Source organism: Nocardiopsis endophytica, assembly GCF_027706725.1.
Taxonomy (GTDB): domain Bacteria; phylum Actinomycetota; class Actinomycetes; order Streptosporangiales; family Streptosporangiaceae; genus Nocardiopsis_A; species Nocardiopsis_A endophytica.
Window position 1 is genome coordinate 1 of record NZ_JAQFWQ010000067.1, and the last position, 23159, is coordinate 23159.

18 protein-coding genes are annotated in these 23159 nt (G+C 70.4%); 6 read left to right on the top strand and 12 right to left on the bottom strand.

What is annotated here, in order from left to right; translation table 11 throughout:
* Positions 1 to 250: 250 nt before the first annotated feature.
* The 5 genes from O4J56_RS20670 to eccCa are packed head-to-tail and all read right to left on the bottom strand — an operon-like array spanning position 251 to position 9662.
* Positions 251 to 1657, bottom strand: a complete 1407-nt coding sequence (locus tag O4J56_RS20670) for a hypothetical protein (RefSeq protein ID WP_270687866.1) — start codon at positions 1655 to 1657, stop codon at positions 251 to 253.
* 1 nt (position 1658) lies between these two features.
* Complete coding sequence (locus O4J56_RS20675) at positions 1659 to 4232, bottom strand: TPR repeat region-containing protein (protein WP_270687867.1); 2574 nt, start codon at positions 4230 to 4232, stop codon at positions 1659 to 1661.
* 9 nt (positions 4233 to 4241) lie between these two features.
* The gene (locus O4J56_RS20680) at positions 4242 to 4598 is read right to left on the bottom strand and encodes a hypothetical protein (protein WP_270687868.1); all 357 of its coding nucleotides are present in this window, start codon (positions 4596 to 4598) and stop codon (positions 4242 to 4244) included.
* 40 nt (positions 4599 to 4638) lie between these two features.
* Complete coding sequence (locus tag O4J56_RS20685) at positions 4639 to 5760, bottom strand: hypothetical protein (protein WP_270687870.1); 1122 nt, start codon at positions 5758 to 5760, stop codon at positions 4639 to 4641.
* A 20-nt stretch (positions 5761 to 5780) separates the two neighbouring features.
* Positions 5781 to 9662 (bottom strand): type VII secretion protein EccCa, encoded by a 3882-nt coding sequence (eccCa, locus tag O4J56_RS20690; protein WP_270687911.1) that lies wholly within the window; start codon positions 9660 to 9662, stop codon positions 5781 to 5783.
* A 275-nt stretch (positions 9663 to 9937) separates the two neighbouring features.
* Here eccCa and eccD point away from each other — a divergent pair, with 275 nt between their 5' ends.
* The gene (gene eccD / locus O4J56_RS20695; RefSeq protein WP_270687872.1) at positions 9938 to 11278 is read left to right on the top strand and encodes a type VII secretion integral membrane protein EccD; all 1341 of its coding nucleotides are present in this window, start codon (positions 9938 to 9940) and stop codon (positions 11276 to 11278) included.
* Between the two features lie 31 nt (positions 11279 to 11309).
* On the opposite strand, the gene O4J56_RS20700 is transcribed toward eccD, so the two are convergent.
* Positions 11310 to 12779, bottom strand: a complete 1470-nt coding sequence (locus O4J56_RS20700) for an MFS transporter (protein WP_270687873.1) — start codon at positions 12777 to 12779, stop codon at positions 11310 to 11312.
* A gap of 87 nt (positions 12780 to 12866) precedes the next feature.
* Here O4J56_RS20700 and O4J56_RS20705 point away from each other — a divergent pair, with 87 nt between their 5' ends.
* A complete protein-coding gene (locus O4J56_RS20705) occupies positions 12867 to 13247 on the top strand; it encodes a MarR family winged helix-turn-helix transcriptional regulator (RefSeq protein WP_270687875.1) in 381 nt (126 codons plus the stop codon).
* On the opposite strand, the gene O4J56_RS20710 is transcribed toward O4J56_RS20705, so the two are convergent.
* Genes O4J56_RS20710 through O4J56_RS20720 form a run of 3 tightly spaced genes read right to left on the bottom strand, consistent with a single transcriptional unit; the run spans position 13168 to position 15979 of the window.
* The gene (locus O4J56_RS20710; protein WP_270687876.1) at positions 13168 to 13995 is read right to left on the bottom strand and encodes an ABC transporter ATP-binding protein; all 828 of its coding nucleotides are present in this window, start codon (positions 13993 to 13995) and stop codon (positions 13168 to 13170) included. The two genes, O4J56_RS20705 and O4J56_RS20710, sit on opposite strands and share 80 nt — an antisense overlap.
* Positions 13992 to 15020: a FecCD family ABC transporter permease gene (locus O4J56_RS20715; RefSeq protein ID WP_270687877.1), complete on the bottom strand. Its 1029-nt coding sequence runs from the start codon at positions 15018 to 15020 to the stop codon at positions 13992 to 13994. Before O4J56_RS20715 ends, O4J56_RS20710 begins: the two co-directional genes overlap by 4 nt.
* Positions 15017 to 15979, bottom strand: coding sequence for an ABC transporter substrate-binding protein (locus O4J56_RS20720; RefSeq protein ID WP_270687879.1), 963 nt, complete (start codon positions 15977 to 15979; stop codon positions 15017 to 15019). The genes O4J56_RS20715 and O4J56_RS20720 overlap by 4 nt, the downstream gene beginning before the upstream one ends.
* Before the next feature lie 270 nt (positions 15980 to 16249).
* Between O4J56_RS20720 and O4J56_RS20725 the strand changes: the two genes are divergently transcribed.
* From O4J56_RS20725 to O4J56_RS20740, 4 genes are read left to right on the top strand one after another with little or no spacing between them, the layout of a single operon-like run.
* The gene (locus O4J56_RS20725) at positions 16250 to 16588 is read left to right on the top strand and encodes a hypothetical protein (protein ID WP_270687880.1); all 339 of its coding nucleotides are present in this window, start codon (positions 16250 to 16252) and stop codon (positions 16586 to 16588) included.
* A 38-nt stretch (positions 16589 to 16626) separates the two neighbouring features.
* A complete protein-coding gene (locus O4J56_RS20730; protein WP_270687882.1) occupies positions 16627 to 16917 on the top strand; it encodes a WXG100 family type VII secretion target in 291 nt (96 codons plus the stop codon).
* A 13-nt stretch (positions 16918 to 16930) separates the two neighbouring features.
* Positions 16931 to 17278, top strand: a complete 348-nt coding sequence (locus tag O4J56_RS20735) for a hypothetical protein (RefSeq protein ID WP_270687883.1) — start codon at positions 16931 to 16933, stop codon at positions 17276 to 17278.
* Entirely contained in the window at positions 17275 to 19692 is a 2418-nt protein-coding gene (locus O4J56_RS20740; RefSeq protein WP_270687884.1) for a protein kinase domain-containing protein, read from the top strand. Before O4J56_RS20735 ends, O4J56_RS20740 begins: the two co-directional genes overlap by 4 nt.
* A gap of 88 nt (positions 19693 to 19780) precedes the next feature.
* Here the strand turns inward: O4J56_RS20740 and O4J56_RS20745 are convergent, their stop codons facing one another.
* The 3 genes from O4J56_RS20745 to O4J56_RS20755 all read right to left on the bottom strand — a co-directional run bounded on the left by O4J56_RS20745 (position 19781) and on the right by O4J56_RS20755 (position 23156).
* Positions 19781 to 20941, bottom strand: coding sequence for a S8 family peptidase (locus O4J56_RS20745; RefSeq protein WP_270687886.1), 1161 nt, complete (start codon positions 20939 to 20941; stop codon positions 19781 to 19783).
* Between the two features lie 347 nt (positions 20942 to 21288).
* Entirely contained in the window at positions 21289 to 22455 is a 1167-nt protein-coding gene (locus tag O4J56_RS20750) for a S8 family peptidase (protein ID WP_270687887.1), read from the bottom strand.
* Between the two features lie 317 nt (positions 22456 to 22772).
* Positions 22773 to 23156: a hypothetical protein gene (locus O4J56_RS20755; RefSeq protein WP_270678868.1), complete on the bottom strand. Its 384-nt coding sequence runs from the start codon at positions 23154 to 23156 to the stop codon at positions 22773 to 22775.
* Positions 23157 to 23159: the final 3 nt, after the last annotated feature.

Here is a 23159-nt window from a genome sequence, read left to right on the forward strand (position 1 = left end):
AGGCCGGCCTGGATGCGCTGGGCGCGCGATCCGGGCGGGGGCCCGCTGGTGTGCTGCTGGCTTGCCATACCACCAACGTTAGAACAGGGGTACGACAGAACGGGGGGTGTTTTCGAGCCTGTGGGAAAACCTCGTTACCCCAGGTCAAAGGCATCGAGGTCAAACTCGAGGTCCGAAGGTGACCAACATGGCGGCACCACCTGGAGGCAGTGCCTCCAGGGCGAGCCGGAAGCCGAGAGCCATGTCGGCGTCACGACAGGCCGACAAGGCTCTCCAGCTCACCGTTCTTGATGCGGCCAACGACGAGAGCGCCCTGGGTCCTGAGGAACATGCTCTCATCAGCTAGCGTCGGTTGGTCCTCCGCCGCGACCTCGGAGAGACCGGTTTCCTCTGCGACGGTGATGGTTTCGTTCTCACCATCCTTGCCAGCAACGACGACATTCTGGGATTCTGAAGTCGCGGTGACCCCGACAAACGCGCGTTTCAATTCAATCACTGACTGTGGTGATTGTTGTGGATCGTTGCCTGGTAGGTCAATCTGAGATTCCTTTCCCTGTTCGTCAATTCGAAGTGTGATTGCTTCCGGGTTGGACTCTGAAGGATTTTGGGATAGCCCCGAAGTGTAGCCGAGAATAATGTGGTCAGATGTGATGTTTCGGATTGCAAGTATCTCGCGCCCGTGCAATGCTTTGTCGAACATCTGACTTCCGGTGTTCGAGGAAAGTGCTATCGGGCCATCGGGTGCATCGACAAGTGTGAGACCCGACTCCACTTCGGTCTTTATAATCTTCGAAGTGTTGTCGCCTCGGATCCAATGATCGGCGTTATTGGCCTGGATCCGTATTGGTGACGTCACCTGATGTTGCATGTCTGGGAAATTATATTCCCATTTAATTTCTCCGGAAGTCGCGTCGTATGCGCGGATTAGTGGACGACCCCCGTTCTCACCTGAACAGGTTAGGGAAACAATAGCTGAATCCTTGGTCGTTGTCATGATATCGCCCGGTGTGGCTTCATAGCCTTTGAAGCCGCATGAGCCAGTAAAATCCTCTGACCAAAGGCGCTCATAGGTAACAGGGTCTCTCGCATCGATGAACGTGCGACCATCGTTTGAATCTGAAAGTCTGATGAGAGACGAATCGGTTAGCTGAGTGGCGTCTGGCTGGTAGCTCAGAACCTCGTCCATTGAGACGTTTAATTTCGACGTCGCAAGAACTTCTCCTGTTGCTGTGGCAACGGTCGATGCTTCAACGGAGCTGTCCCACGGCCAAAAACCACTCCTCTCATGCCAAATCAACATGAAATCGCGATCAGGACTCATCCATATCTTTCCATCTCCAGGGAAACGAAAGTGCCAAGTTTGCTCCCCCGTGGAGGTATTGAGTCCGATCACGCCGTCATCAACATTCTCTCCTGAGATCTGGAGAACAGCACCTGAAGGAGTAGACCATGCCTCCCTGAGGGACGGGATAAGATCTGAAGCCCATTCCCAGGAAATTGAATTCACGTCCTCGGGGATGTCGCTCTTGTCTGGTTCCGGAGCGGCTTCCCTGTCAATGCGAGAAACGTTATTGGCGCGTGCTGTAATAAAGACTGCTGTCGCAGACAGTAGCAAAAGCGCTAATACGCTGGCGAGAATCTTTGTAGTTCGGTTCATACTAGTTGTCATCCTTGCTCTGAATCTTCTTGTATGCCGTTAGCGGATCCGTGTCGTTGCCGACGATCCCGGCCGCCACGTCGTACTGTGCATCATAAGTAGTGTTATAGGCGGTGAACCTACTTGCCATGTTCAGACCATTTCCTCCGTCGAGATCTTCGACCCAGTTATTATAAATGCGACCATAGGAATCGCGAAGGCCTTCATCGACCTCCATTCTATGGGCGAAGCGTCCTTCTGGGAAGAATTCGCCCCGCACAGCTTCCTGGACGTCTGGGTCTTCAGATTCAATCGCTGACTCGGGAAACGGGACACCATTCTCAACGAGTGCGTTACCGAACATGTATTGGTTATCGAGGTAGATCTGTCCATCGTTCTTGAGGTTAGTATTATTCACCTCTTTCTCGATGGACGCGATCTCATCCTTCAAATCCTTATTCATGATATCGATAATCCCCTGTTGGCTGTAGCCCTTAATAGTAGAGTGGGCCAATGTAGCAACGTCTCCTTCTGGGCTTCCGCCTAGCAATCCAACGAGTTCGACACCAAGATTGAGCGCCTTTTCTCGAACTTTCAGGGTTTCCTCAAGTGCTTTCTTCTCTTCAAGCCCCGAGTTTTCGAAAGATCCGACAAGCGCCGAGTCCACGAGTGCTTGCACACGAGCGGACGGACCGACCCATTCATCAGGCTGCGCGCCATCCCCTTCTAGTATCGCGCCAACATACGAATTGGCGTATTCTTGGGACTGTTGGTTGGTTGCGTCAACGACTCCGATAGCAGCATCTGGATTAGCGACAAGAAGTTCAAGGAATTGTTCGCGGGCCTGCAAGGGGACGACCAGCTCATAGTCCCCCTCTTCTTTCAGCGGATTAAGTGCTGTCTCTGTCTCGTCGAGCTCAGAATATTCGTAATGTCCAGGGCCAGGGTCTTCTCTGCCAAAATCTTCGAGGTAGGTCGCGTAGACCTTGAACATGGAATCTGCGATCTCAGAATTATAGACAGTGAATGCAGGATTCTTGTGGCCTTCAATACTGGTATTTGTGTTTTGAAGGTTCTCGAATGCTTCACTGTCCTGGCCGATCAGCTGGAGAAAGGCGGCAGTTGACTCTCCTGCCATCTCCTCCTGTTTGGCGTCCCCGCTCTGCGCGAATTCAGGAATCCAGTCCATCAGTCCGCTTGCAGCCTCGCCGTCGTCTTCCCACTCGTAGGTGAAGAGCCCTTGAATCGCCTTCGAAGTGTCAACCTCGCCGACTGACGCGCTTTCATACTGATCTGTTAGGATCAGGTAGTTGGCATTTTCGTTGAGAGTTGCTCGGTCGATAAGAGTTTCGAATGATTTTCCAGTCACCTTGGGGTGCATCTGTGACACATTGTCGCTATTTGCTATTTCTACGCCAATGGTGTTGATCAGGCCAGCTGAGAACCCGGTTCCTCCTTCCAGTCCGGGAGCGGCTCCATCGATGAGCTGCGCGAGGTCGTTGACGTCGTTCACCCAGTGGGCGGTTCCCCCGTCGCCGGGGTAGTTCTGAGTTCCCTCGACAACACTCTTAACGCTGTCGGGGACATCTGCATAACCATTGCCGCCAAGATTGCTGTCCGAGGCGATCAGGATTGCGTTCCCGACGCCTCCGCTCAGGGCTTTGACCTGCTCGTCATTGAACCCGAGGGCACGGAGATGATCGGGGAGGGCGAGTACTCCACCGCTGCGCGGCGGTATCTGCTCATCTTTAAGGCCCGCAGGGGCCGGCGGTGGCGGAAGCTCCTCGAGCTCGGCAAGGAGATTGTCAACGAACTCGCGTTCGTCCTTGCTCAGCTTCTTCCCGTCCGCTTGCGATTGAGCGGCTGTCACGCCCAAGGCGTTGAGAATGAGGACGGCTTCCTCGTATTCGGCCTGATTCAGATCGCCGTCCTCGACGCCCTCGACGATGTTCTGACCGATTTCTCTGCCTTTCGCGCCGTTGAGATCGACGGGGATCGAGTGAGTCCACTGCATGATGTTGAAGGGAGCCCAGTTCAAGTAGCCCTTGCTCACCATGTACTCGACGTCTTTGGCGCTCAAGTCGTTCTTTGGATCCTTCTTGAGATCCTCGCCCCGGTCGTCAGCCAGTTCCTTGAATCTCTTCCAAAGGTCGTGTGCTTCATCCGAGAGTTCATTGTGCTTCGCAACGAGATCGTCGTACCAATCAGCCTCCTTGCCCTCGAACTCCTTGGTCTCTCCCTGGCGTGGGGGAATCAGGCCTGACTCTTCAACCGCCGTCTGGTGCTGATCGATCAGGTCTTGGCGTCGCTTCTTGAACCATGCCACGTTTGTTGCCCAACGCTCCATCACGCCCATGATGTAGCTCAGGTTCCACGCGACCTCCCGCCAAAGGTCGTCCTGGTATTCGCTTGAATCGGTGATATTGCTCGATATTTGTTGAGTGAAGCTCTTCGCGCCACCGTCCAGTGTTGATGTCAGAGATTCAGAGTCTCCCGTGAGCCGGTCACCAAAGTTAGCCACCGTGTCGGCCCAGGAGCGGATGGTGTCGGGATCGGCTGTGGTGTCTTTGGGGTTGAAGTGGAACGGGTCTGCCATCGCTAAGCCTCACGTGAGTTCAACGTTGTCGGGTTTGTTGACCGGGCGAGTAAGGCCGGGCATGTCGCCTACTTCGTAGCCCGTGGTGTTCTCGTAATCGGTTTCAGCCAGCTCGCGGGCTCCAGCTTGCATGTTCTCGGCGAGGCGCAGGCCTCGTTCTTCGATTTCAGAGATCTTATCGAGTATCCCACTCGCGATATGTTTTCTGAATCCGTCCTCGACTTCCTCCTCTCCTGCGGCGCCCTTGCACCCCTTGATCAGACCCTCGTAGTCGTCGCTGAGGCCCACCATATTCTCGGCGAGTGATTCCGCCTCTGTTCCTGAGCTGTTCGCCTCGTTGGGGTTTCCGCCAGCCTCGTTCGACATCTGAAATCCTTGATCTGTTCTGAGTGGTCGTGATGTTCAATCACGTCCATCTGACGGCCAGGGGGGAGCCGGTCATCGATGCGTCTTTCGGCACTTCGAATAGTTCCTGTTCCTCAGCGGCGGGCGCTCCGTCGTCGTCCAGCTCAAGGCGGTACCAGGCATCATTCGTCTGGAGCAGAGTCGCGTTTCTGCTTTCAGAAGGCATGTACTGGCGCACCGGGCCTTCCCCTATCAGCAAGGGTGTGTCCTTGAAGCTCGTACCGGAGTCGTCCAGGGCGATGAGGTGGGCTCCTGAACCAGAGGTCGGGGAAGCCTCCTGTATGCCTGTCTGAGGCGCGGGGGCCCGCTCCTCGGCTGGGGCGACGATTACTGTGCCTCCTCCCCACACCGGTGCGCCACTGATGTGCTGCCATTGACCGCCATCGGCCATCAGCGTCGCGTTCATGACGTTGTCGCCGCTCTTGCGGATGGTGAGGCTCTCTCCTGCTGGGCCCGCCACCGACTGGACGGGGGCCTGCTCTCTTACGTGCAGGTCTCCATCCGGGGACACCGCCCACTCCGACGGGACCCCGTTCTCATCGAAGGGGACCGTCCCCTCCTGGGACGGGCTGCTCGTCGGGTCGTCCATGGGGACCGACATCACCTGGAACGAGCTCGCCTGGCCCTCGGCGGCCCTGGATGCGAACCACAGGCGGTCGCCCTGGATGCGCGGGTCCGTCCACACTTCGGCGGGGGGCGTCTCCAACGAGGCCGCGGGCTCGTAGACGTACTCGCCCTCCTCGTTCTCCACAAGCTGTGCGATCTGCACGGTCTGGTCGCCTGGCGGGGAATACACGAAGTAGTTCCAGTCCTCCGAGAACTGCGCCCACACGGGGATCCCCGGCGCCATCGGGTCCACCGCGCCCTCGGGGAGCATGAAGGCCTCTTCCTCCTCGCCGCTCTCCGGGTCCAGGAACACCAATGCCTGGTCCTGCTCCGGGTCGCCGCCGTCGTACCCCCGGTACAGCAGCGCCAGCCCGGTCGGCGGCCCGGACGCACCCTCGTCGCCGCCCGAACCGCCCCCGCCGCCGGTGGTGTCCGCCGCCGTGCTGCACGCGGCCGCCACCATGACGGCGAGGCCGGCGGCGGCGAGAAGGCGCGCGTGGTGGAGCACTTGTCGCATGGGTGTTCGCTCTCCTGGCTCTACTCGGGCGGCTCGCTCCAGGCCACCTGCACCTGCTCGGCCGGCCGCCCCCTGCGGGCCAGCAGCGCCCGCCCCTGGGGCAGCTGCCTCGACACCACGCCGTTGGCCAGCCGGCCCTCGGCCCGGTCGCCGGAGAACAGCATGCCCGGGGTCGACATGTCGCCCAGTGCCTGGAGGACGGGCTCGAACATCGCCCGCGACGTTCCGCCGGTCCTGCGCGCGGTGATCATGTGGAACCCGATGTCCCTGCCCTGCGGCAGGAACTCGGCCAGCGCCGCCAGCGGGCTGTTGCGCCCCGCCACCAGGTCCATGTCGTCCACGACCACGAACAGCTCCAGCCCCTTCCACCAGCTCCGCTCCCGGAGCTGCTTGGGGGTGACGTCCGCCCCGGGCAGCCGTTCGCGCAGCGACCCCGCCAGGTCGGCGGCGACCGCCTTGGTCTGGTCCGGCGACGTGCAGTACGCCAGCAGGTGCTCCTCGCCGACCAGCCCCAGGTGGGCGCGCCGGTAGTCCACCAGCACGATCCCCACCTCGCTCGCCGGGCGCGCGGCCACCTGCCGCAGCAGCGCCCGCAGCAGGGCCGACTTGCCGGTCTGCGGGTCCCCGAACACCACCAGGTGCGGGTCCTCGTCGAACATCATCCGGGCCGGCTCCAGGTCCCGCTCGGCCACGCCCATGACCAGGCTCTTGTCGTGGGCCTGTGCCCGGCCGCGGCGCTTGCGCGGCGTGGGCAGCAGCTCGTCGAGGGCGACCCGGTCGGGCAGCGTGCGCACCTGCTGCACGGCCCCCTGCGACTTCCACCGCGCGGACACGCGGGCCACCAGGTCGCGCACCCCCTCGGCGAGGTCCGCGTCGTCGGCGGTCCCGTCGATGCGGGGCAGCGCGATGTGCGCGGCGTTCTCGTCGGCCAGCAGCGCCCGGCCCGGCACGTCCTTCGGCAACTCCTCGGCCAGCTTCCGGTCGATGCCCGAATCGAACGGGTCGGTGAGGCGCAGCTCGACCCGGCCGCCGAACAGGGCCTGCAGGCGGCTGCGCACCTGGGAGCTCGCCGCCCCCGTGACCAGGGTGTGCACGCCCAGGGCGGGCCCACGCGAGGCGATGTCCATGAGCATGTCGTCCGCGTCGTCGAACGTCTCGCGCACCGAGGCCCAGCCGTCGATGAGCAGGAACACGTCGCCGACGAACCCTCCCGGCAGCCTCCCCTCCGCGCGGGCCTGCCGCATGGCCGCGGGGGAGTCGAGCCCCGCCTGCTGGAACACGCGCTCGCGCCGCTCCAGCTGTCCGCGCACGTCGGTGAGGATGCGCCGCACCCGCTCGGGGTCGGCCCGGCCTGCGACCCCGGCCACGTGCGGCAGGTCCCCGAACGCGGCCAGCCCGCCGCCGCCGAAGTCGATGGCGTACACCCCCACACGCCCCGGCGGGTACCGCCAGGCCAGCGACGCGATGAGGGTGCGCAGCAGGGTCGATTTGCCGCTCTGCGGCCCGCCGAGCACGATCATGTTCCCCTCGCCGCCGGTGAAGTCCAGCTCGGTGGGGATCTGCCGCTGCTCGCGGGGGATGTCGGTGAGCCCGACGACCGCCTTCACCTCGGCCGGGTCCGGTTCGTGCGGGTCGGCGCCGGGGTCCCCGATGACCCGGTCGAGGGGGAGCGCCCCGGGCAGCGGCGGCAGCCACACCGGGCGCACCGGCGGTGCGCCGACCCCGGCGATCCTCTCGACGGCGACCTGGAGGGTGGTGCGGGTCCGCTCGTCGGAGGGCGACTCCTGGTCCGCCCCGGCGAACGGGTCGGCCAGCACCGGCCCCAGCCCGTTGTAGGAGATGAGGGGCAGGACCGGGTCCTCCTCGGTCTTCACCTCGGCGGGCGGCGTGTAGGGCTGGGACACCATCGCCGCCTTGAAGCGCTCGAAGACCGAGGTGTCCACCTTGAGGTAGCCCGAACCGGGCTCCGGCGGCAGGTGGTAGGCGTCGCCCACCCCGATGGCCTCGCGGCTCTCGGCCTCGGAGAAGGTGCGCAGCCCGATCCGGTAGGACAGGTGCGACTCCAGCCCCTTGATCTTGCCCGACTCCAGCCGCTGGGTGGCCAGCAGCAGGTGCACCCCGATCGACCGCCCGATGCGCCCGATCGCCACGAACAGCTCGGCGAAGTCGGGGTGGGCGGTCAGCAGCTCGGAGAACTCGTCGATGATGACGAGCAGGTGGGGAAGGGGTTCGAGGTCTTCGCGCCCCGACGCGCGCGCCTGGTCGTAGGCGTGCACGTTGGGCAGCGCGCCCGCGTCCTTGAGGAGCTGCTGGCGGCGGGTCAGCTCGCCGTACATCGCCTCGCGGAAGCGCATCACCAGCCCGTCGTCGTCGGCGAGGTTGGTGATCAGCCCGGCGCTGTGCGGCAGCCGGTCGGTGTCGGCGAAGGTCGCCCCGCCCTTGAAGTCGACCAGCAGCAGCGCCAGCTTGTCCGGCGGGTGGTTGATCGCCAGCGACGCCACCAGGGTGCGCAGCATCTCCGACTTGCCGGAGCCGGTGGCGCCCACCACCAGGCCGTGCGGCCCCATGCCGCCGAACGCCGACTCCTTCAGGTCCAGCAGCACCGTCGACCCGGTCGGCCCCGACCCGATGGGCACCCGAAGGAAGTCGCCGTGGCTCCGCGGCCGCCAGGTGCGGCGCGGGTCGAGCCGCGCGACGTCGGGCACCCCCAGGATCTCCGGCAGCCCCACGGTCCCGTGCAGGGCGTCGGCGCTGTCGGCGGCGTCCAGCCGCAGCGGCGCCAGCTGGTGCGCCAGGGTGGTCAGCAGCGCCGCCCCGGCCCGGTCGGCGGTGCCGTGCAGAGGCGCGGCCGGATCCGGCCGCGGCGTGTCCTCGTCCTGGGCGAGGGCGCCGTCGGCGTCGACGGTCAGCCGCACGTCGACGTGCTCGGGCTCCTCGCGCCGGTCGCCCAGCAGCAGGACGAGGTGGATCCCCAGCTGCGCCAGGTCGGTCACGGGCGGCTCGGCGGACAGCCCGGACAGCACCGTCTGGAACTCGCCGTCGACGATGAGCACCAGGCGGCGGGTGCCCGGTCCGGGGCGCGCGCCGCGGCGGCGCTGCAGGTCGACGGTGCGCTGCTCGATCTCGGCGGAGAGCAGTTCGGCCATCTCCAGGGTGGTCCCCGTGACCAGGCGGGTGGTGAAGGCGGGGCCGCCGGCGCCCTCCAGGTCCTCGGCGGCGTTGTGCGGCAGCCACTTGAGCCAGTCCCACTCGGCGAGCAGGCGCTCGTGGCGGACGACGCCCAGGCGCACGTCCTCGGGCGCGGACGAGGCGATGAGCTGGGCGGCGAGCGCGCGGGCGGCGTCCCGCCCGGCGGAGCGGTCGCCGACGATCGACACCACGCCGAGCTCTTCGAGGGGCAGGACCAGGGGCTCCTCGGGCACCTGCGCGTACAGCTCGACGAGCTGGTCGGCCAGGCCCTGGCAGACGGGGTCGTAGACGATGAGCGGGCTGGAGGTGTCCACCTTCAGGCTCAGCGGGCGGGCGAGCGGCCGGGTGCCGGTGCCCACGCGCAGCCGCAGGAAGTCGGGGTCGCCGGAGCGGCGCTCCCACCTGCGGGCGGGCAGCCGCACCGTCCCGGTGAGCAGGTCCGGCGCCGGGTGCAGGAAGGCGCCGCCCGCACGCTGGGTCGCGGCGACCTCCCGGACGGTCTCCCGCAGCCGGTCCAGGTACTCCAGGTACCGCTCGCGCTGCTCGCGGATGCGCTTGCGGGGCCCATTGTGCTGGAAGGTGAACATGACGATGCCCACGACCACGCTGGCGACCATGACCAGGGCGGCGGCCGCCGCGTAGAGCGGGCGGTTGCCCATGGTGATGGCCATCAGCAGTGATCCCGACCCGCTGATCACCGGCATGATGATCATCGCGAACGAGCTGTTGGAGGGCGGGTTGTCCGGCAGCTGCGGCGGGGGCGCGATGACCAGCGGGTCGGTGCCCGGGTCGGGAACGGAGTGGCGCGCGGGACGGTGGACCGGTGTTGTCGCCACGGCGAACTCTTTCGTGCACCTGGGAACGGAGAGGAGCGGGATTGCTACGGTGATGATCCCGCAATTCGTCGTTTTCACCTAATTCGCTGCGCACGGTCGGCGCAGGCCCGGCCACGGTGCGCACCCGCTCGTGTGCAAAGGATCGGACGGACGTGAGTGGTTACTGTCGGGTGAAGGTCGCCGGGCCGCAGCGCTGGGCGGACCTCGCGCTGCCCGGGACCGTCCCGGTGGCGAGCCTGCTCCCGCAGGTCATCGAGGTGTGCTCGCCGGAGGCCGACGGCACCCGGCCGGCCGGGTGGGCGCTGGTCGACGGCGCCGGGGCCCAGGTCCCGCCCGAGGGCACCCTGGAGTCGGCCGGGGTGGTGGACGGCGCGGTGCTGACCCTGCGCCCGGTGACCGCGCCCGAGCGGCCCGCGCACGTGGACGACGTGCGCGGGGCCGTGGAGGACCGGGTCGACGCGAGCGGCGGCATCTGGGACTCCTCGGCCACATTCGCCTTCGGCCTGCTCGTGGCCGGAACCGGCCCCTTGGCGATGCTCGCGGTGATGGAGTACCTGCGCCCCGCGCCGGGCAACATCGGCGTGGCCGCCGCCGGGGCGCTGTTCACCCTGGTGCTGGCGGTCCTCGCGGGCAGGCGGGGCATGCGCGCGGTGGCCTCGGTGCTGCTGGGCGCGGCGTGCCTGTGGGGCGCGGCGGTGGGGGCCCAGTCCGTGCTGCTGCTCTCCGGGGCGCAGCCGCTGGCGCTGGCCGCATTCGGCCTCGCCGGGGCGCTGCTGGTGGCGGCCATCGGGTGGGCCCTGGACGAGTCGGGGCTGGCGTACCTGTCGGCGCTGGGGGTGCTGACCGCCGCGGGCGGGGTGCTGGCCGGTGTCGGCACGTTCACCGACCCCGCGCAGGGCGTGCGGGCCGCGGCGGTGGCGCTGGTGCTGGCGGTGGGCACGCTGCCGCGCGTCGCGCTGGCGATGGGCGGCCTGTCCGCGCTCGACTACGAGGTGCGCCACTCCGGCCAGGTGGAGACCGGCCGGTTCGAGGAGACCCTGACCTCCAGCGACCGGCTGCTGCACGGGCTGGTGCTGGGCACCGCTGTGGCCGGGGCGCTGACCGTGCCGCTGCTGGCGGCGGTCGGCGGCGGGGTCCCGGACGTGCTGCTGGCGGCGCTGGTGGCGGTGCTGCTGGTGTTCCGGTCCCGGCTGTTCGACCGGATCCGGCACGCGCTGCCGCTGCGGCTGGGCGGCGCGCTGGGGGTGGGCGCGGCGGCGGTCGGCGCCTACGCGCTGCTGCCGGCGCTGGCCCCATGGCTTCCGGCGCTGGCCCTGGCGGCGGGGGCGGTGCTGGCGCTGCTGAGCCGGATCCGCCTGGCGGAGGTGCCGCGGGCCTCGCTGCGCCGCACGCTGAACGGGATCGAGATCGTGCTGGTCATCGCGGTGTGCGCGGTGCTGGCCTGGTCGATGGGGCTGTTCGCGCTGGTGGCGCGGCTGACCGGGTCGATCTGACCCGGCCGGCCGCGCCACCGGTGCGCGCCGGTCAGCGGCGCCGGGCGACCAGCAGCGGCACCAGGGTCAGGGCCGCGCCCGCCAGTGCCACGGCGGTGACGAACCACAGGCCGGGCCGGAACGCCTCCAGCATCGCGGCGGCGCCCCCGTCGGCCCCCGCGCCGGCGCCGGTGGCGTGGTCCACCGCGACGATCGCCGTGGTGACCGCGAGCACGACCGCCCCGCCGAGCTGGCCGGAGGTCTGCACCAGCCCGGCGGCCAGCCCCTGCTCGTCGTCGTGCACCCCGGCGGTGGCCTGCACGTTGATGGCGGGGAAGCCGAGGGCGAAGCCGCCGCCGAGCAGCAGCGCGGTGGGCAGGATCATGGTGGCGTAGAGGGGGTCGGTGTCCACCCGCAGGAAGAGCAGGTACCCGGCGGACAGCGACACCAGGCCCGCGACGATGAGGCGGGGCGTGCCCACCCGGTCGATCAGCCGGTCGGAGAAGAACGCGCTGAGGGCGACCAGCAGGCCGGTGGGCAGCAGCGCCAGCGCCATCTCCAGGGGGGTGCGGCCCAGGGCCTGCTGCAGGAACAGGGTCAGCAGGAACTGGAAGCTGGCGAAGGAGCCGAACAGCGCCATCATCGCCAGGTTGGCCCGCACCAGGGTGCCGCTGCGCAGGATGCCCAGCCGGACCAGCGGGTGGGCCACCCGCCGCTCGATGACGACGAAGGCGGCGGCGAGCGCGGCGGCCGCGGCGAACAGGCCCAGGGTCAGCGGGTGGGACCAGCCGCGCTCGGGCGCGGTGACCACGGTGTAGACGAGCACCAGCAGGGCGCCGGTGGAGGCGGCGGCGCCGGGCAGGTCGTACCCGCCGGTGGCGGCGGGGCGGTCGCGGGGGATGAGGAAGTACCCGGTGACCAGCGCGGCGGCGGCGAAGGGGACGGGGAAGAAGAAGGTCCACTCCCAGCCCAGGCGGGTCATCACGCCGCCGAAGATCAGTCCGGAGGAGAAGCCGCTGGCGCCGAAGACGGTGTACACGCTCATGGCGCGGTTGCGCTCGGGCCCCTCGGCGAAGTTCGTGGTGATGATGGACAGCCCGGTGGGGGCGGTGAAGGCGGCGGCCACGCCCTTGGCGAAGCGCAGGGCGATGAGCAGCCCGGGGCTGTCGGTCAGCCCGCCGAGCAGCGAGGCCAGCGCGAAGGCGGCCAGCGCGGCGAGGAACACCCTGCGGCGGCCGAGCAGGTCGGCGGTGCGCCCGCCGAGCAGCAGCAGGCCGCCGAACCCGAGCACGTAGCCGGAGACGACCCACTGCAGTCCGGCGGTGCCCATTCCCAGGTCGGCGCCGATGGAGGGGAGCGCGACGTTGATCATCGACACGTCGAGCGCGTCGAGGAAGAGCGCCAGGCACAGCACGATGAGCAGGCCCCAGGTGCGGGCGTTCCAGCCCTGGGGCCGCGGGGACGGCGGGGACGTACGGGAGGGCGGCGTCGCGGTGGACGCCGGTGCGGCCGGTGTGGTCATGACCGGAGACCATACATGCGCGCGCATCAAATGTCGACGCATTAAATGCTTGGACATTAAATGTCCGAGCATGTTAAGATCCCCGCCATGAGCCCGACACGCGAGGCCGCCCTCGTCGCCCGCTGGCGCGAGGTGCTCTCCTGCTACAGCGATCTCTCGTGCGCGCTTGAGCGGGACCTCCAGGAGCGCCACGGCATCGGAATGAGCGACTTCGAGGTGCTGGACCTGCTCATGTCCGCCGACCACGGCAAGGTCCGGATGCAGGAGCTGGGCGAGCGCGTGTACCTGAGCCAGAGCGCGCTGTCCCGCTCGGTGGCCCGCCTGGAGAAGCGGGACCTGGTCACCCGGCAGATGTGCGACCAGGACCGCCGCGCCCTGTTCGTCCGCGTCACCGACGAGGGGCGTGCGCTGCACGCCCGGGCGTGCCCGACCCACCGGGAGCTGCTGGAGCGCCGGCTGGGCGGGTGAGCAGGCGCGGCCGCCCGGTCACCGGGTCGGCCAGCAGCGTGCCCTCCAGCCCGAACACCGCGCGCAGCGGCTCGGGCGCGAACACCTCCGCGGGCGTCCCGGCCGCCGCCACCCGGCCCGCCCGCAGCGCCACCACCCGGTCGGCGTAGGCCGCCGCCAGGTCCAGGGTGTGCAGGGCGGCGAGCACGGTGGTGCCCAGCCCGGCCACCAGCTCCAGCACCGCGAACTGGTGGCGGGGGTCCAGGTGGTTGGTGGGCTCGTCGAGCACCAGCAGGCGGGGCCGCTGGGCGAGCGCGCGGGCCAGCAGCACCCGCTGGCGCTCCCCGCCGGACAGCCGGGACAGCGGCCGGTCCGCGAACGCGGCGCACCCGGTGCGCTCCAACGCCTCGGCCACGGCCTCCCGGTCCGCGGCCCCGAGCCCGCCGAAGGGGCCGGTGTGCGGCACGCGGCCCAGGGCCACGGCCTCCTCGGCGGTGAAGTCGAACCCGCCGCCCTGGTCCTGGCCGAGCACGCCCACCCGGCGCGCGGCCTCCCGCCGGTCCAGGCCGAGCAGGTCCTCCTCGCCCAGCAGCCGGCGCCCGGCACGCGGGCGCAGCGCCCGGTAGACGGTCTTGAGCAGGGTGGACTTGCCGCTGCCGTTGGGCCCGACCAGGGCGGTGAGGCCGCCCTCGGGCACGTCGGCGTCGACGCCGTCGACGGTGGGGACGCGGGTCCAGCCGGCGGTCAGTCCCCGGATGCGCAGCCTCACCGGCCCACCCCCGCCCGGGCGCCGCGCAGCGCCGCGACCAGGAACGGCACCCCCACCACGGCGGTCAGGATGCCGATCGGCAGCTCGGTTGGGCGCAGCGCGGTGCGCGCGGCAAGGTCGGCCGCCACCAGCATCAGCGCGCCCAGCAGGGCGGCGGCCGGCAGCACCCGGCGGTGCCCGGCCCCCACCAGCAGCCGCGCGAGGTTGGGCACGACCAGCCCGACGAACCCGATCGCCCCGGCCACCGCCACCACGGTCCCGGTGAGCAGCGCGGCCGCCGCGAACAGGACGGCCCGGGCGCGGTCGGCGCGCACGCCCAGGGCCGCGGCGCCCTCGGCGCCCAGGGCGAGCGCGTCCAGCGTCCGGGCGCGGGCGGTCAGCAGGGCCAGCAGCGCCGTGACCGCGGCCGCGCAGCCCAGCGCCAGCGGCCAGCGGGCCCCGGCCAGGCTGCCCAGGAGCCAGAACAGCACCTGCTGCTGGGCGTCGCCGGAGGCCTGGCGCAGGACCAGGAAGGACGTCGCCCCGCCGAGCAGTTGGCCCACGGCCACGCCCACCAGCACCAGCCGCAGCGGCTCCAGCGTGCCGCGCGTCCGGGCCAGCAGGAACACCGCGGCACCGGCGGCCGCCGCCCCGGCGAAGGCGGCCCCGGGAAGGACGAGCGGCCCGGCGGCGGCGCCCGCGGCGGCCATCGCCAGCACGGCGCCGGTGCTCGCCCCCGAGGAGAGCCCGAGCAGGTGCGGGTCGGCCACGGGGTTGCGCACCAGCGCCTGGACCACCGCCCCGGCGACGGCCAGGCCCGCGCCGGTGAACACGGCCTGGACGGCCCGGGGCCCACGCAGCTCCCAGACGATGTAGGCCTCGGGCGAGGCGGCGGGCGCGGGGGAGGACAAGCGGTCGGCGACGATGCGCACGACCTCCTGCGGCGGCACCGGGACGGCGCCGACGCCGATCGACAGCGGGACCGCGGCGGCCACCGCCGCCGCCAGCGCCCCGAGCAGCAGCGGGAAGGGGATGCGGGGGGTCACCGGCGGCCCTCCGGTCCGTGCAGGGCCTCGGACAGGTCGGCCACGGCCTCGGCGTTGAGCACGCTGGGCGAGGTGACGGTGGACTGGGGGAGCACGGCGAACCGCTCCTCCTTCGCGGCGGTGGTCCGGGAGAGCACCGGGTGCTCCAGGACCGCGTCGACCAGCTCCTGTCCTCCCAGGTCGCTGAACCCGGTGAGGACCAGGATCGCCTCCGGGTCGCGGCGCACCACCTCCTCGGGGGCCAGGTCGGCGATGCGCAGGGGGACGTCCCCGGCGATGTTCTCGCCGCCCGCCAGGGTGATCACGCCGTTGGCCGTCCCCCGGCCCCCGACCGTGGAGACGCCCTGGCCGCTGCCGGGGACGACGGAGACCGCCAGCACCCGGACCGGCTCCGTCCCCGGCCCGGGCGCGGCCTCCTCCAGCCGTTCGCGCATCCGGCCGGTGAGCGCGGCGCCGCGCTCGGGGACGCCGAACAGCCCGGCGGTGTCCTCGATGAAGGCGAAGGTGGCGGACAGGTCCTCGGTGGTCCCCGGCGGGTCGCAGGCCGCGTGCGCGGCGATGCCGGCGGCCGCCAGCTCCTCGGCGGTCGGCGTGCCGTCGAAGGCGCCGAACTGGTAGGTGGAGATCCCCATCACCAGGTCGGGTGAGGCCGCGATGACCGCCTCCCGGTTGCCGGTTCCCTCGTCGATCACGGGGATGCGGCCGAACGCGGCCCGGTCCTCGGCGGGGAAGGCGTCGAAGAAGTCGGGTGCGGCGGTGCCCACGACGGTGTCCCCGACGCCGAGCTCGGTGAGCAGGGCGGCGGAACCGCCGTCCATCGTGACCACCCGTTCGGGAGGAGCGCCCAGGTCGGCGCGGGGAGGGCAGCCGTCGCCGCCCGCGCCGCCACCCGGCGCGGCACACGCGCCCAGAAGGAGGACCGCCGCGGCGGCGGCCGGTCGCAGGTGTCGAAGAGTCATGCACCGGCGGTCGGAAGGGACCCCGGAAGAGTTCCGCCCCATGCACCCTTAGGCACGATCAGTGGGAAGCACGTCCGGATCCGGCCGGTGGTGCGCGAGGATGCCGTGTCACCGCCAGGGGCGGGCGGTATCGCTGCGGAGTGTGAGGAACACGGCCGGTTGTGTCCGGATCCGGCCGGGGGGAGGGGCTTCTGTGTCGGCAAGGGCCGTTAGCCTCTGAGTGAGCTCCCGAGTGTGCGGAGTGACCCCCGAATCCCCAGGAGGACACCTGTGGCCAACCATGTCGGTCTGACGGAGGCGGACGCCCTCGGCAAGGGCGGTGAAGAGCTCGGTATCTCCTCCGAAGGGCTCTACCAGCGGCTCAACAACCTCATCCAGGACATGGAGCGGGACGGCGAGTCCCTGCAGGGCAACGCCCTGGCCAAGTTCCGCGAGGCGCGCAACGAGCTCACCCAGCGCTTCGACGAGCTGATGACCTGGTGCTCCAACAACGGCATCAAGCTCAACGAGGGCCAGCGCGAGTTCACCGCCACCGACCAGGACTCCGGCGACACCTTCGCCTCGGCGGGCAAGGAGGCCGGCGGCCTCTCCCGGCCGATCAACGTCTGAGCCCCCTCACCCATCCCCGACAGGAGCGAGAAGCCACCGTGAGCAACTTCGAGGTCTACGGCAACGTCTCCGGTCTGCAGGACCTGAGCGGCGCCCAGCAGGAGCACCTGACCCGGTTCAAGGCCATCATGGAGGAGATCCGGTCCCAGTCCGAGACCACCGTGAACAAGTGGGAGGGCTCGGGCAACGACCAGTTCAAGGCCAAGGCCGAAGAGTTCGACACCCAGTTCGCCGCCGTCAACGACGCCTTCGCCAAGGTCATCCAGGCCACCGACGACGCCGCGGGCAACTACGGCCGGCTGAGCAGCCGCCTGAACAACCTCTTCTGATCCCGCAGGACCCGTGACCGCGCCCTCCAGCACGCCGACCGCGCCCGCCCCGCCGCAAGAGCCGGCGCCGCGGGTGCCCGAGGCCTTCCACTACACCCCCAACGCCGAGCAGTACGTGCTGCAGGCGGACGCCCTGCGCCGCCGCCAGCTCCGCGCCGCGATCCTGTACGGGTCCAGCCGGTACTGGCGCCGCCGCCAGGCGGTCTGGCCCGCCGTCATCGGCGGGCTCGTCCTCGTCGCCCTGATCTGCGGGGGGATCGCGGTGCACGCGGCCTTCCAGAAGCAGCAGCAGATCAACCAGGAGCGCAGGGACGGCGGCCAGCAGAGCGGGCCGGTGTTCGGAGGCCAGGCGGAGAGGTGAGCGCGCAGATGTCCGGGGACGCCCCGCAGGCGGTCCGTGTGCCCGGGTTCCGGGAGCCGGTCCTGGCCTACCGGGGGCGGCAGGCCCAGGTGTTCAAGGCGGTCAGCGAGCGCACCGGCGCCGCCGTCGCCCTGAAGGCGATGCACGGCGCCGGGGGCTACGAGGAGATCACCCGCCTGCGCGACCTGGGCGGCGCGCGGGGCGTGGTCCCGCTGCTGGACGTCGCCCGCGCGCAGACCGGCGAGCCCGTCCTGGTCATGCCGTTCCAGCCGGACGGCTCCTACGCCGACATCCTCGCCCGCAGCGGCCCGGTCGACCTGCCCGAGGCGGTCCGCGCCGGGCGCGCCGCGGCGGGCGCCCTGGCCGCGCTGCACGGGGCCGGGATGCTGCACAACGACGTCGTCCCCAGCAACCTCCTGCGCTCGGGCACCTCGGCGGTGCTGACCGACTTCGGGTCGGCCGCCCCGTTCGGCTCCCCCGCGCCGCGCCTGCGCACCAGCTCCGAGCTGGTGTTCCACGCCCCGCCGGAGGTCCTCCGGGGGCAGCGGACGGGTCCGGCCTCGGACGTGTACCAGCTCGCCTCGTCGCTGTGGACGGTCATCGCCGGGCGGGTCCCCTTCGCCGACTGGGACGGGGGCCGCCCCGACCCGAAGGAGTACGCCCGCACCGCGCTGCGCGAGCCTCCGCCGGACCTGCCGCTGCCCGGCGTGCCGGGTCCGGTGAACGCGCTGCTGGTGGGGGCGATGGCCAAGGACCCCGCGGCCCGCCCGGCCACCCCTGCCGAGTTCGAGGAGGAGCTGGGGCGCCTGTGGGCGGCGGTGGGCACCTCCTACGGTTCCGTGACCCCGTCGGGCGGGACGCCCCCGCCCCCGCCTGCGTCGGCGCCCCCGCCGGAGGCCTCGGTGACGCGCGAGCCGCTGTGGCCGTCGGGGCCGCAGGCTGAGCCTTCCCCGGCGCCTTCTCGGGTTGAGCCTCCTGCGCCGACGCCTGCGCCCCGACCGGAGGCGCAGTCTTCTGAGCCGCAGGCGGCGCCATTCGCGGCGCCTTCTCGGGCTGAGTCCTCTGCTCCGGCTTCGCCTCGACCGGAGGCGCGGCCTTCTGAGTCGCAGGTGCCGTCCTCCGCGGCGCCTTCTCGGGCCGAGCCCCCCGCGCCGACGCCTTTGCCCCGCCCCGAGGCACGACCCTCTGAGCCGCAGTCGAGTCCTTCTGCGGAGACGCCGCCCCGTCCATCCAAGGATGAGAGTGACGCGGCCACTCCTCCGAAGGGGAAGGCGGCCGCCTCCGACGTCGCCGCTCCTTCCGGACCGGCCGTCATCGACATCGGGCTCACCGGTGAGTTCCGTCGCAAGGGGCCCACCCGGCCCACGCGCAAGGTCGGGCGCCGTCCCAAGTCCAAGCCCATCCCCGGGCTGGACGCCCCGGCGGTGAACGAAGCGGCTCCGCAGCCGCCTGCTCCGGAGGGGCCGGCCGCGGTCCCGGCCGCGCCGAGCGTCCCGCCTGCTCCGAGCGCACCGCCTGCGCCCACTGCGCCGCCTGCCCCGGCCGTGCCGTTCGACAAGGCCCGTGACCTCTACTCCCGTCAGGCCTGGCAGCGGCTCAAGGGGTGGACCGGCGGTCCCGACACCGCTCCGCTTCCCGGGGCCGGAGGCCGGGACGCGGGCGCGGTGCACGCGTCCACGGACCCCGACGACTTCGAGGGCTACGAGCATCCCACCGGCCCCGTGCGGGCGCCCCGGTGGCGGCGGCACATGCACATCGGCGCGGCGGCGGCCTCCGTCGTCGTCCTCGCCTCCCTCCTGGGGGCCGGGAGCGTCGCCCGTCCCGGTCCCGGCTTCACCGCCGTCGGCGCGGAGACCGCGCGGGCCGCTGCGGGCTCAGGCGGGGGAGAGCCGCAGGACGGGAAGGACGAGAAGAAGGACACCGAGGCGGACGGGGGCACGAACGGGAAGGACGCGCCCGGCGCCCCCGAACCCCCCACAGGCGTCTCCCTGGAGGACGGCCTCACCACGGTCGAGGTCACCTGGCAGGACGCCTCGGGCGGGACCGCGCGCTACTTCGTCGTCGGCGGAGCCGAGGGGAGCCCACCCGCCACCCTCGCCCGGACCGGGCCCGGCGTGACGAGCGCCCAGGTCCCCACCGAGAGCGGGACCGCCGAGTACTGCTTCACCGTCGTCGCCGTCGACGGCGGGTCCGCCGCCGCGGACGAGGCCTGCACCGACCGGGCCGGTGCCCGCGCCCAGGCCGAGGCCGAGCAGCAGCGGCAGGAGGAGGAAGAGGCGGCGAAGGAGGAAGAGGAGAAGAAGGAAGCGGAGGAGCAGGAGCGCGAGCAGAAGGAGGCGGGCTCCCAAGGGGGGACCTCCTCCGGTATCGGATCCGGCGGCACCGGCTCCGACTCCTCTTCCGACGGCTCCTGACCCGCCCCGACACACGGGGACGGCCCCGGCGGGTGCCGGGGCCGTCCTTGATCAACCGCGGTGCGGGACTGGCAGGAGAGCGGGGTCCCTACAGGCCCTCGACGTTCAGCAGCAGGTTCGGGGTGCCCGAGGGCGCGCCCGAGATCTTGTCCTGGCCGGCGTTGTCCGTCAGCCACCCCTGGACGGTGTCCTGGTCGGCCTGGCCGTTGGCGTCCTTGTACAGCGCCGCCGCGCCGGCCACGTGCGGGCTGGCCATCGAGGTGCCGCTGAAGCTCTCGTAGCCGCCTCCGGGGACGGAGGACTCCACGTCCACGCCGGGCGCGTAGATGTCCACGGCGTCGCCGTAGTTGGAGAACGACGCGTGGCCGTCACTGCTGTCCGAAGCGGCCACCGTGGTGACGCCGGACGCGCGCGCCGGCGACACGTTGTTGGCGTCCTGGGACTCGTTGCCCGCCGCCACCGCGACGAACACCCCGGAGGACGCCAGGTTGTTCACCGCGTCGTCGACCGCCTGGGAGGCGGGGCCGCCGAGCGACAGGTTGGCCACCGAGCCCTCGGGCGCGTTCTCGGCCACCCAGTCGATGCCCGCGATGACGTCGTCGTAGGAGCCGCTGCCGTCGTCGCCCAGGACCTTGACCCCGTGCAGGTTCGCCTCCGGCGCGACGCCGACCGTCTCGCCGCCGATGGTCCCGGCGACGTGCGTGCCGTGGCCCTGGCCGTCCGAGCCGTCGCCGCCGGTGGCGTCGAAGGCCGCGTCGGCTCGCCCGCCGAACTCCGTGTGGCCCGCGTCGATGCCGGTGTCGATGATGTAGGCGTCCACGCCCGCACCGGTCGCCGTGGTCGTGTAGGAGTCGTCCAGCGGCAGGTCCGCCTGGTCGATCCGGTCGAGGCCCCAGGGGATGAAGGCCTCGGCCCGACCGACCTCCTCGACGTAGGCGACGTCGGGGTCGGAGCGGACCTCCTCCAGCTCGGACGAGCTGAGCTCGGCGGAGTAGCCGGAGAACACCTCGGAGTAGGTGTGCTCGACGTCGTTCGAGGCGATGCCGAAGCGCTCACTGTTGCGCTCGGTGGCCTGCGAGCCGTCCTTGAGGACGACGATCCACTCGCCGGAGACGGCGTCGGAGCTGGAGTAGAGGGGGGCGAGCTCGTCGGCGGAGGCCGAGGCCCCGCCCAGAAGCGCCGTGGGGATCGCGAGCAGGCTCGCCGTGGCGACGCCGATCGCGGTGCGCTTCGCAGACACGTGCTTCACGTACTCCTCCTTGTGGGAGCTTTCCGTGCATGTCGGGTTTCGGCATGCGGTCGGGGACATTAGTCCCGGTCGTGCCGCGCCGAACAGGGTCTTCACGATCAGTGACATCGTTCGGAAAGCGGGGTGAACGGTGAACGCCGTGTGCAGCCTGCGAGGCCTTTCGGTGTCAAGGTGCTCAATGTGGCAGGATGCGGCCACGTGTCCGGGTAAACCCGGGTGTGAATATCGCGTCCTGTGATCACCCTGGTGGGGACGGTGCCCGAGGGGCCTGTGGGGCCTGCGGGGACCGTGGGACGCGAGAGGCGCCGCCCCCGGGGACGGGGACGGCGCCGTGAGCGGGCCGCGGGCTACAGGCCCGAGACGTTGAGCAGCAGGTTCGGCGTGGACCACCGGACGCCGGTGAGCGTGCCCGAGCTCCCGTCGTTCAGCAGCCGGTCCTGCACGGCCTGCGGGCTCGACCCCGGGGAGGCCTCCAGCACCAGGGCCCCGGCGCCCGCGACGTGCGGGCTGGCCATCGACGTTCCGCTGTAGGTGTCGTAGCCGCCGCCGGGCACGGAGGACTCCACGTCGACGCCGGGCGCGTAGATCTCCACGGCGCTGCCCCAGTTGGTGAACGAGGCCGACCGGTCGTTCCGGTCCGACGCCGCCACGGTCGTCACCTTCGCCGCGCGCGCGGGCGAATACCACGAGGCGAGCCACCCGTCGTTGCCGGCCGCGACCGCGGTGAAGACGCCGGAGTCGACCAGGTTGTTCACCGCGTCGTCCACGGCCTGGGAGCCGGGACCGCCCAGGGACATGTTGGCGACCGACCCGTCGGGGGCGTTCTGCGCGACCCAGTCGATCCCGGCGATGACGTCGTCGTAGGAGCCGCTGCCGTCGTCGCCGAGCACCTTGACCCCGTGCAGGTTCGCCCCGGGCGCCACGCCGACCGTCTCGCCGCCGATGGTCCCGGCGACGTGGGTGCCGTGGCCCTGGCGGTCGATGCCGTCGCCGCCGGTGGCGTCGAAGGCGGCGTCCGCGCGCCCGCCGAACTCGGGGTGGTCCGGGTCGATGCCGGTGTCGATGATGTAGGCGTCCACGCCCGCGCCGGTGGCGTCGGTGGAGTAGGAGCCGTCCAGCGGCAGGTCGTCCTGGTCGATGCGGTCCAGGCCCCACGTGACCTCGGTGGTGGACGCGCGGCCCACCTGCTCGACGTAGGCGACGTCGGGGTCGGAGCGGACCTCGTCCAGCTCGGCCGCGGTCAGGTCGGCCGAGTAGCCGTCGAGCACCTCGGTGAAGACGTGCTCGACGTCCTCGGCGCCGGTGGCTCGGGCGGTGGAGACGCTGGCGGAGACGCCGTCCTCGAAGACGACGATCCACTGGCCGTCCACCGGGTCCTCGGCGGTGTGCAGCGGCGCGGGGTCGGCGTGCGCGGCCGGGCCTCCGGCCAGGACGAGCGGGACGGCCAGGGCGCCGGCGGCGGCGAACCCGAGCGAGGAACGCAGGGCTTTGGAACGGATGGGGGATGGAGCCACGTTCTCCTCCTCGTGGGAGCAGTGGGGGACTGGTGGCCTGCGGCGCCGCCGGGTGCGGCGGCGCTGCCGGGACGATAGGCACGCCGGAGGAGAGGGGGCCAGGGCCGCCCAGGGGAGGGTGTGAGCGCGCACACACCACGGGGGCACACCGCCGCCAGCGACGCACCGGCCTGTCAAGGCGGGTGCGGTGGCAGGATCCGGCCAGGGCGGACGGGGAACCGTCCGGGCGCCGCACGGGTCGGATCAGGCGTGGGTGCACACGAGAACGCCGCCCTCCCGAGGGGGGAGGGCGGCGCCGGAGAGTCGGGGGCCGCTGCTCAGGCGGCGGTGAGGCTGTGCGCGTGGTGCCGGCCGCGCTCGAAGGGGCGGCGGGCCGACGTCGGCGACGAGGAGGGGTAGAGCATCGCCGCGGCCCCGGCAGGGTCGCAGGCGGGGTGGGTGACGGTGTCGCCGAGGTAGTCGTTCCAGATGAACTTGCCGTCGCGGCACCAGACGTTGATGCCGCGCATCACCGAGATCACGGCCATCTCACTGGTCCCGGCCCGGTACATCGGGCGGACGGCGGAGGACACCAGCTCGTCCCAGAGCGCCTTTACGGCCGACTCCGCGCAGAAGGCGTGGCGCGGTCTGTGCTTGACCCGCTTGGCCAGGGCCGCCTTGGCCTTGTTGGCCCGGGGGTTGTTCAACCGCCAGTGACTCAACGA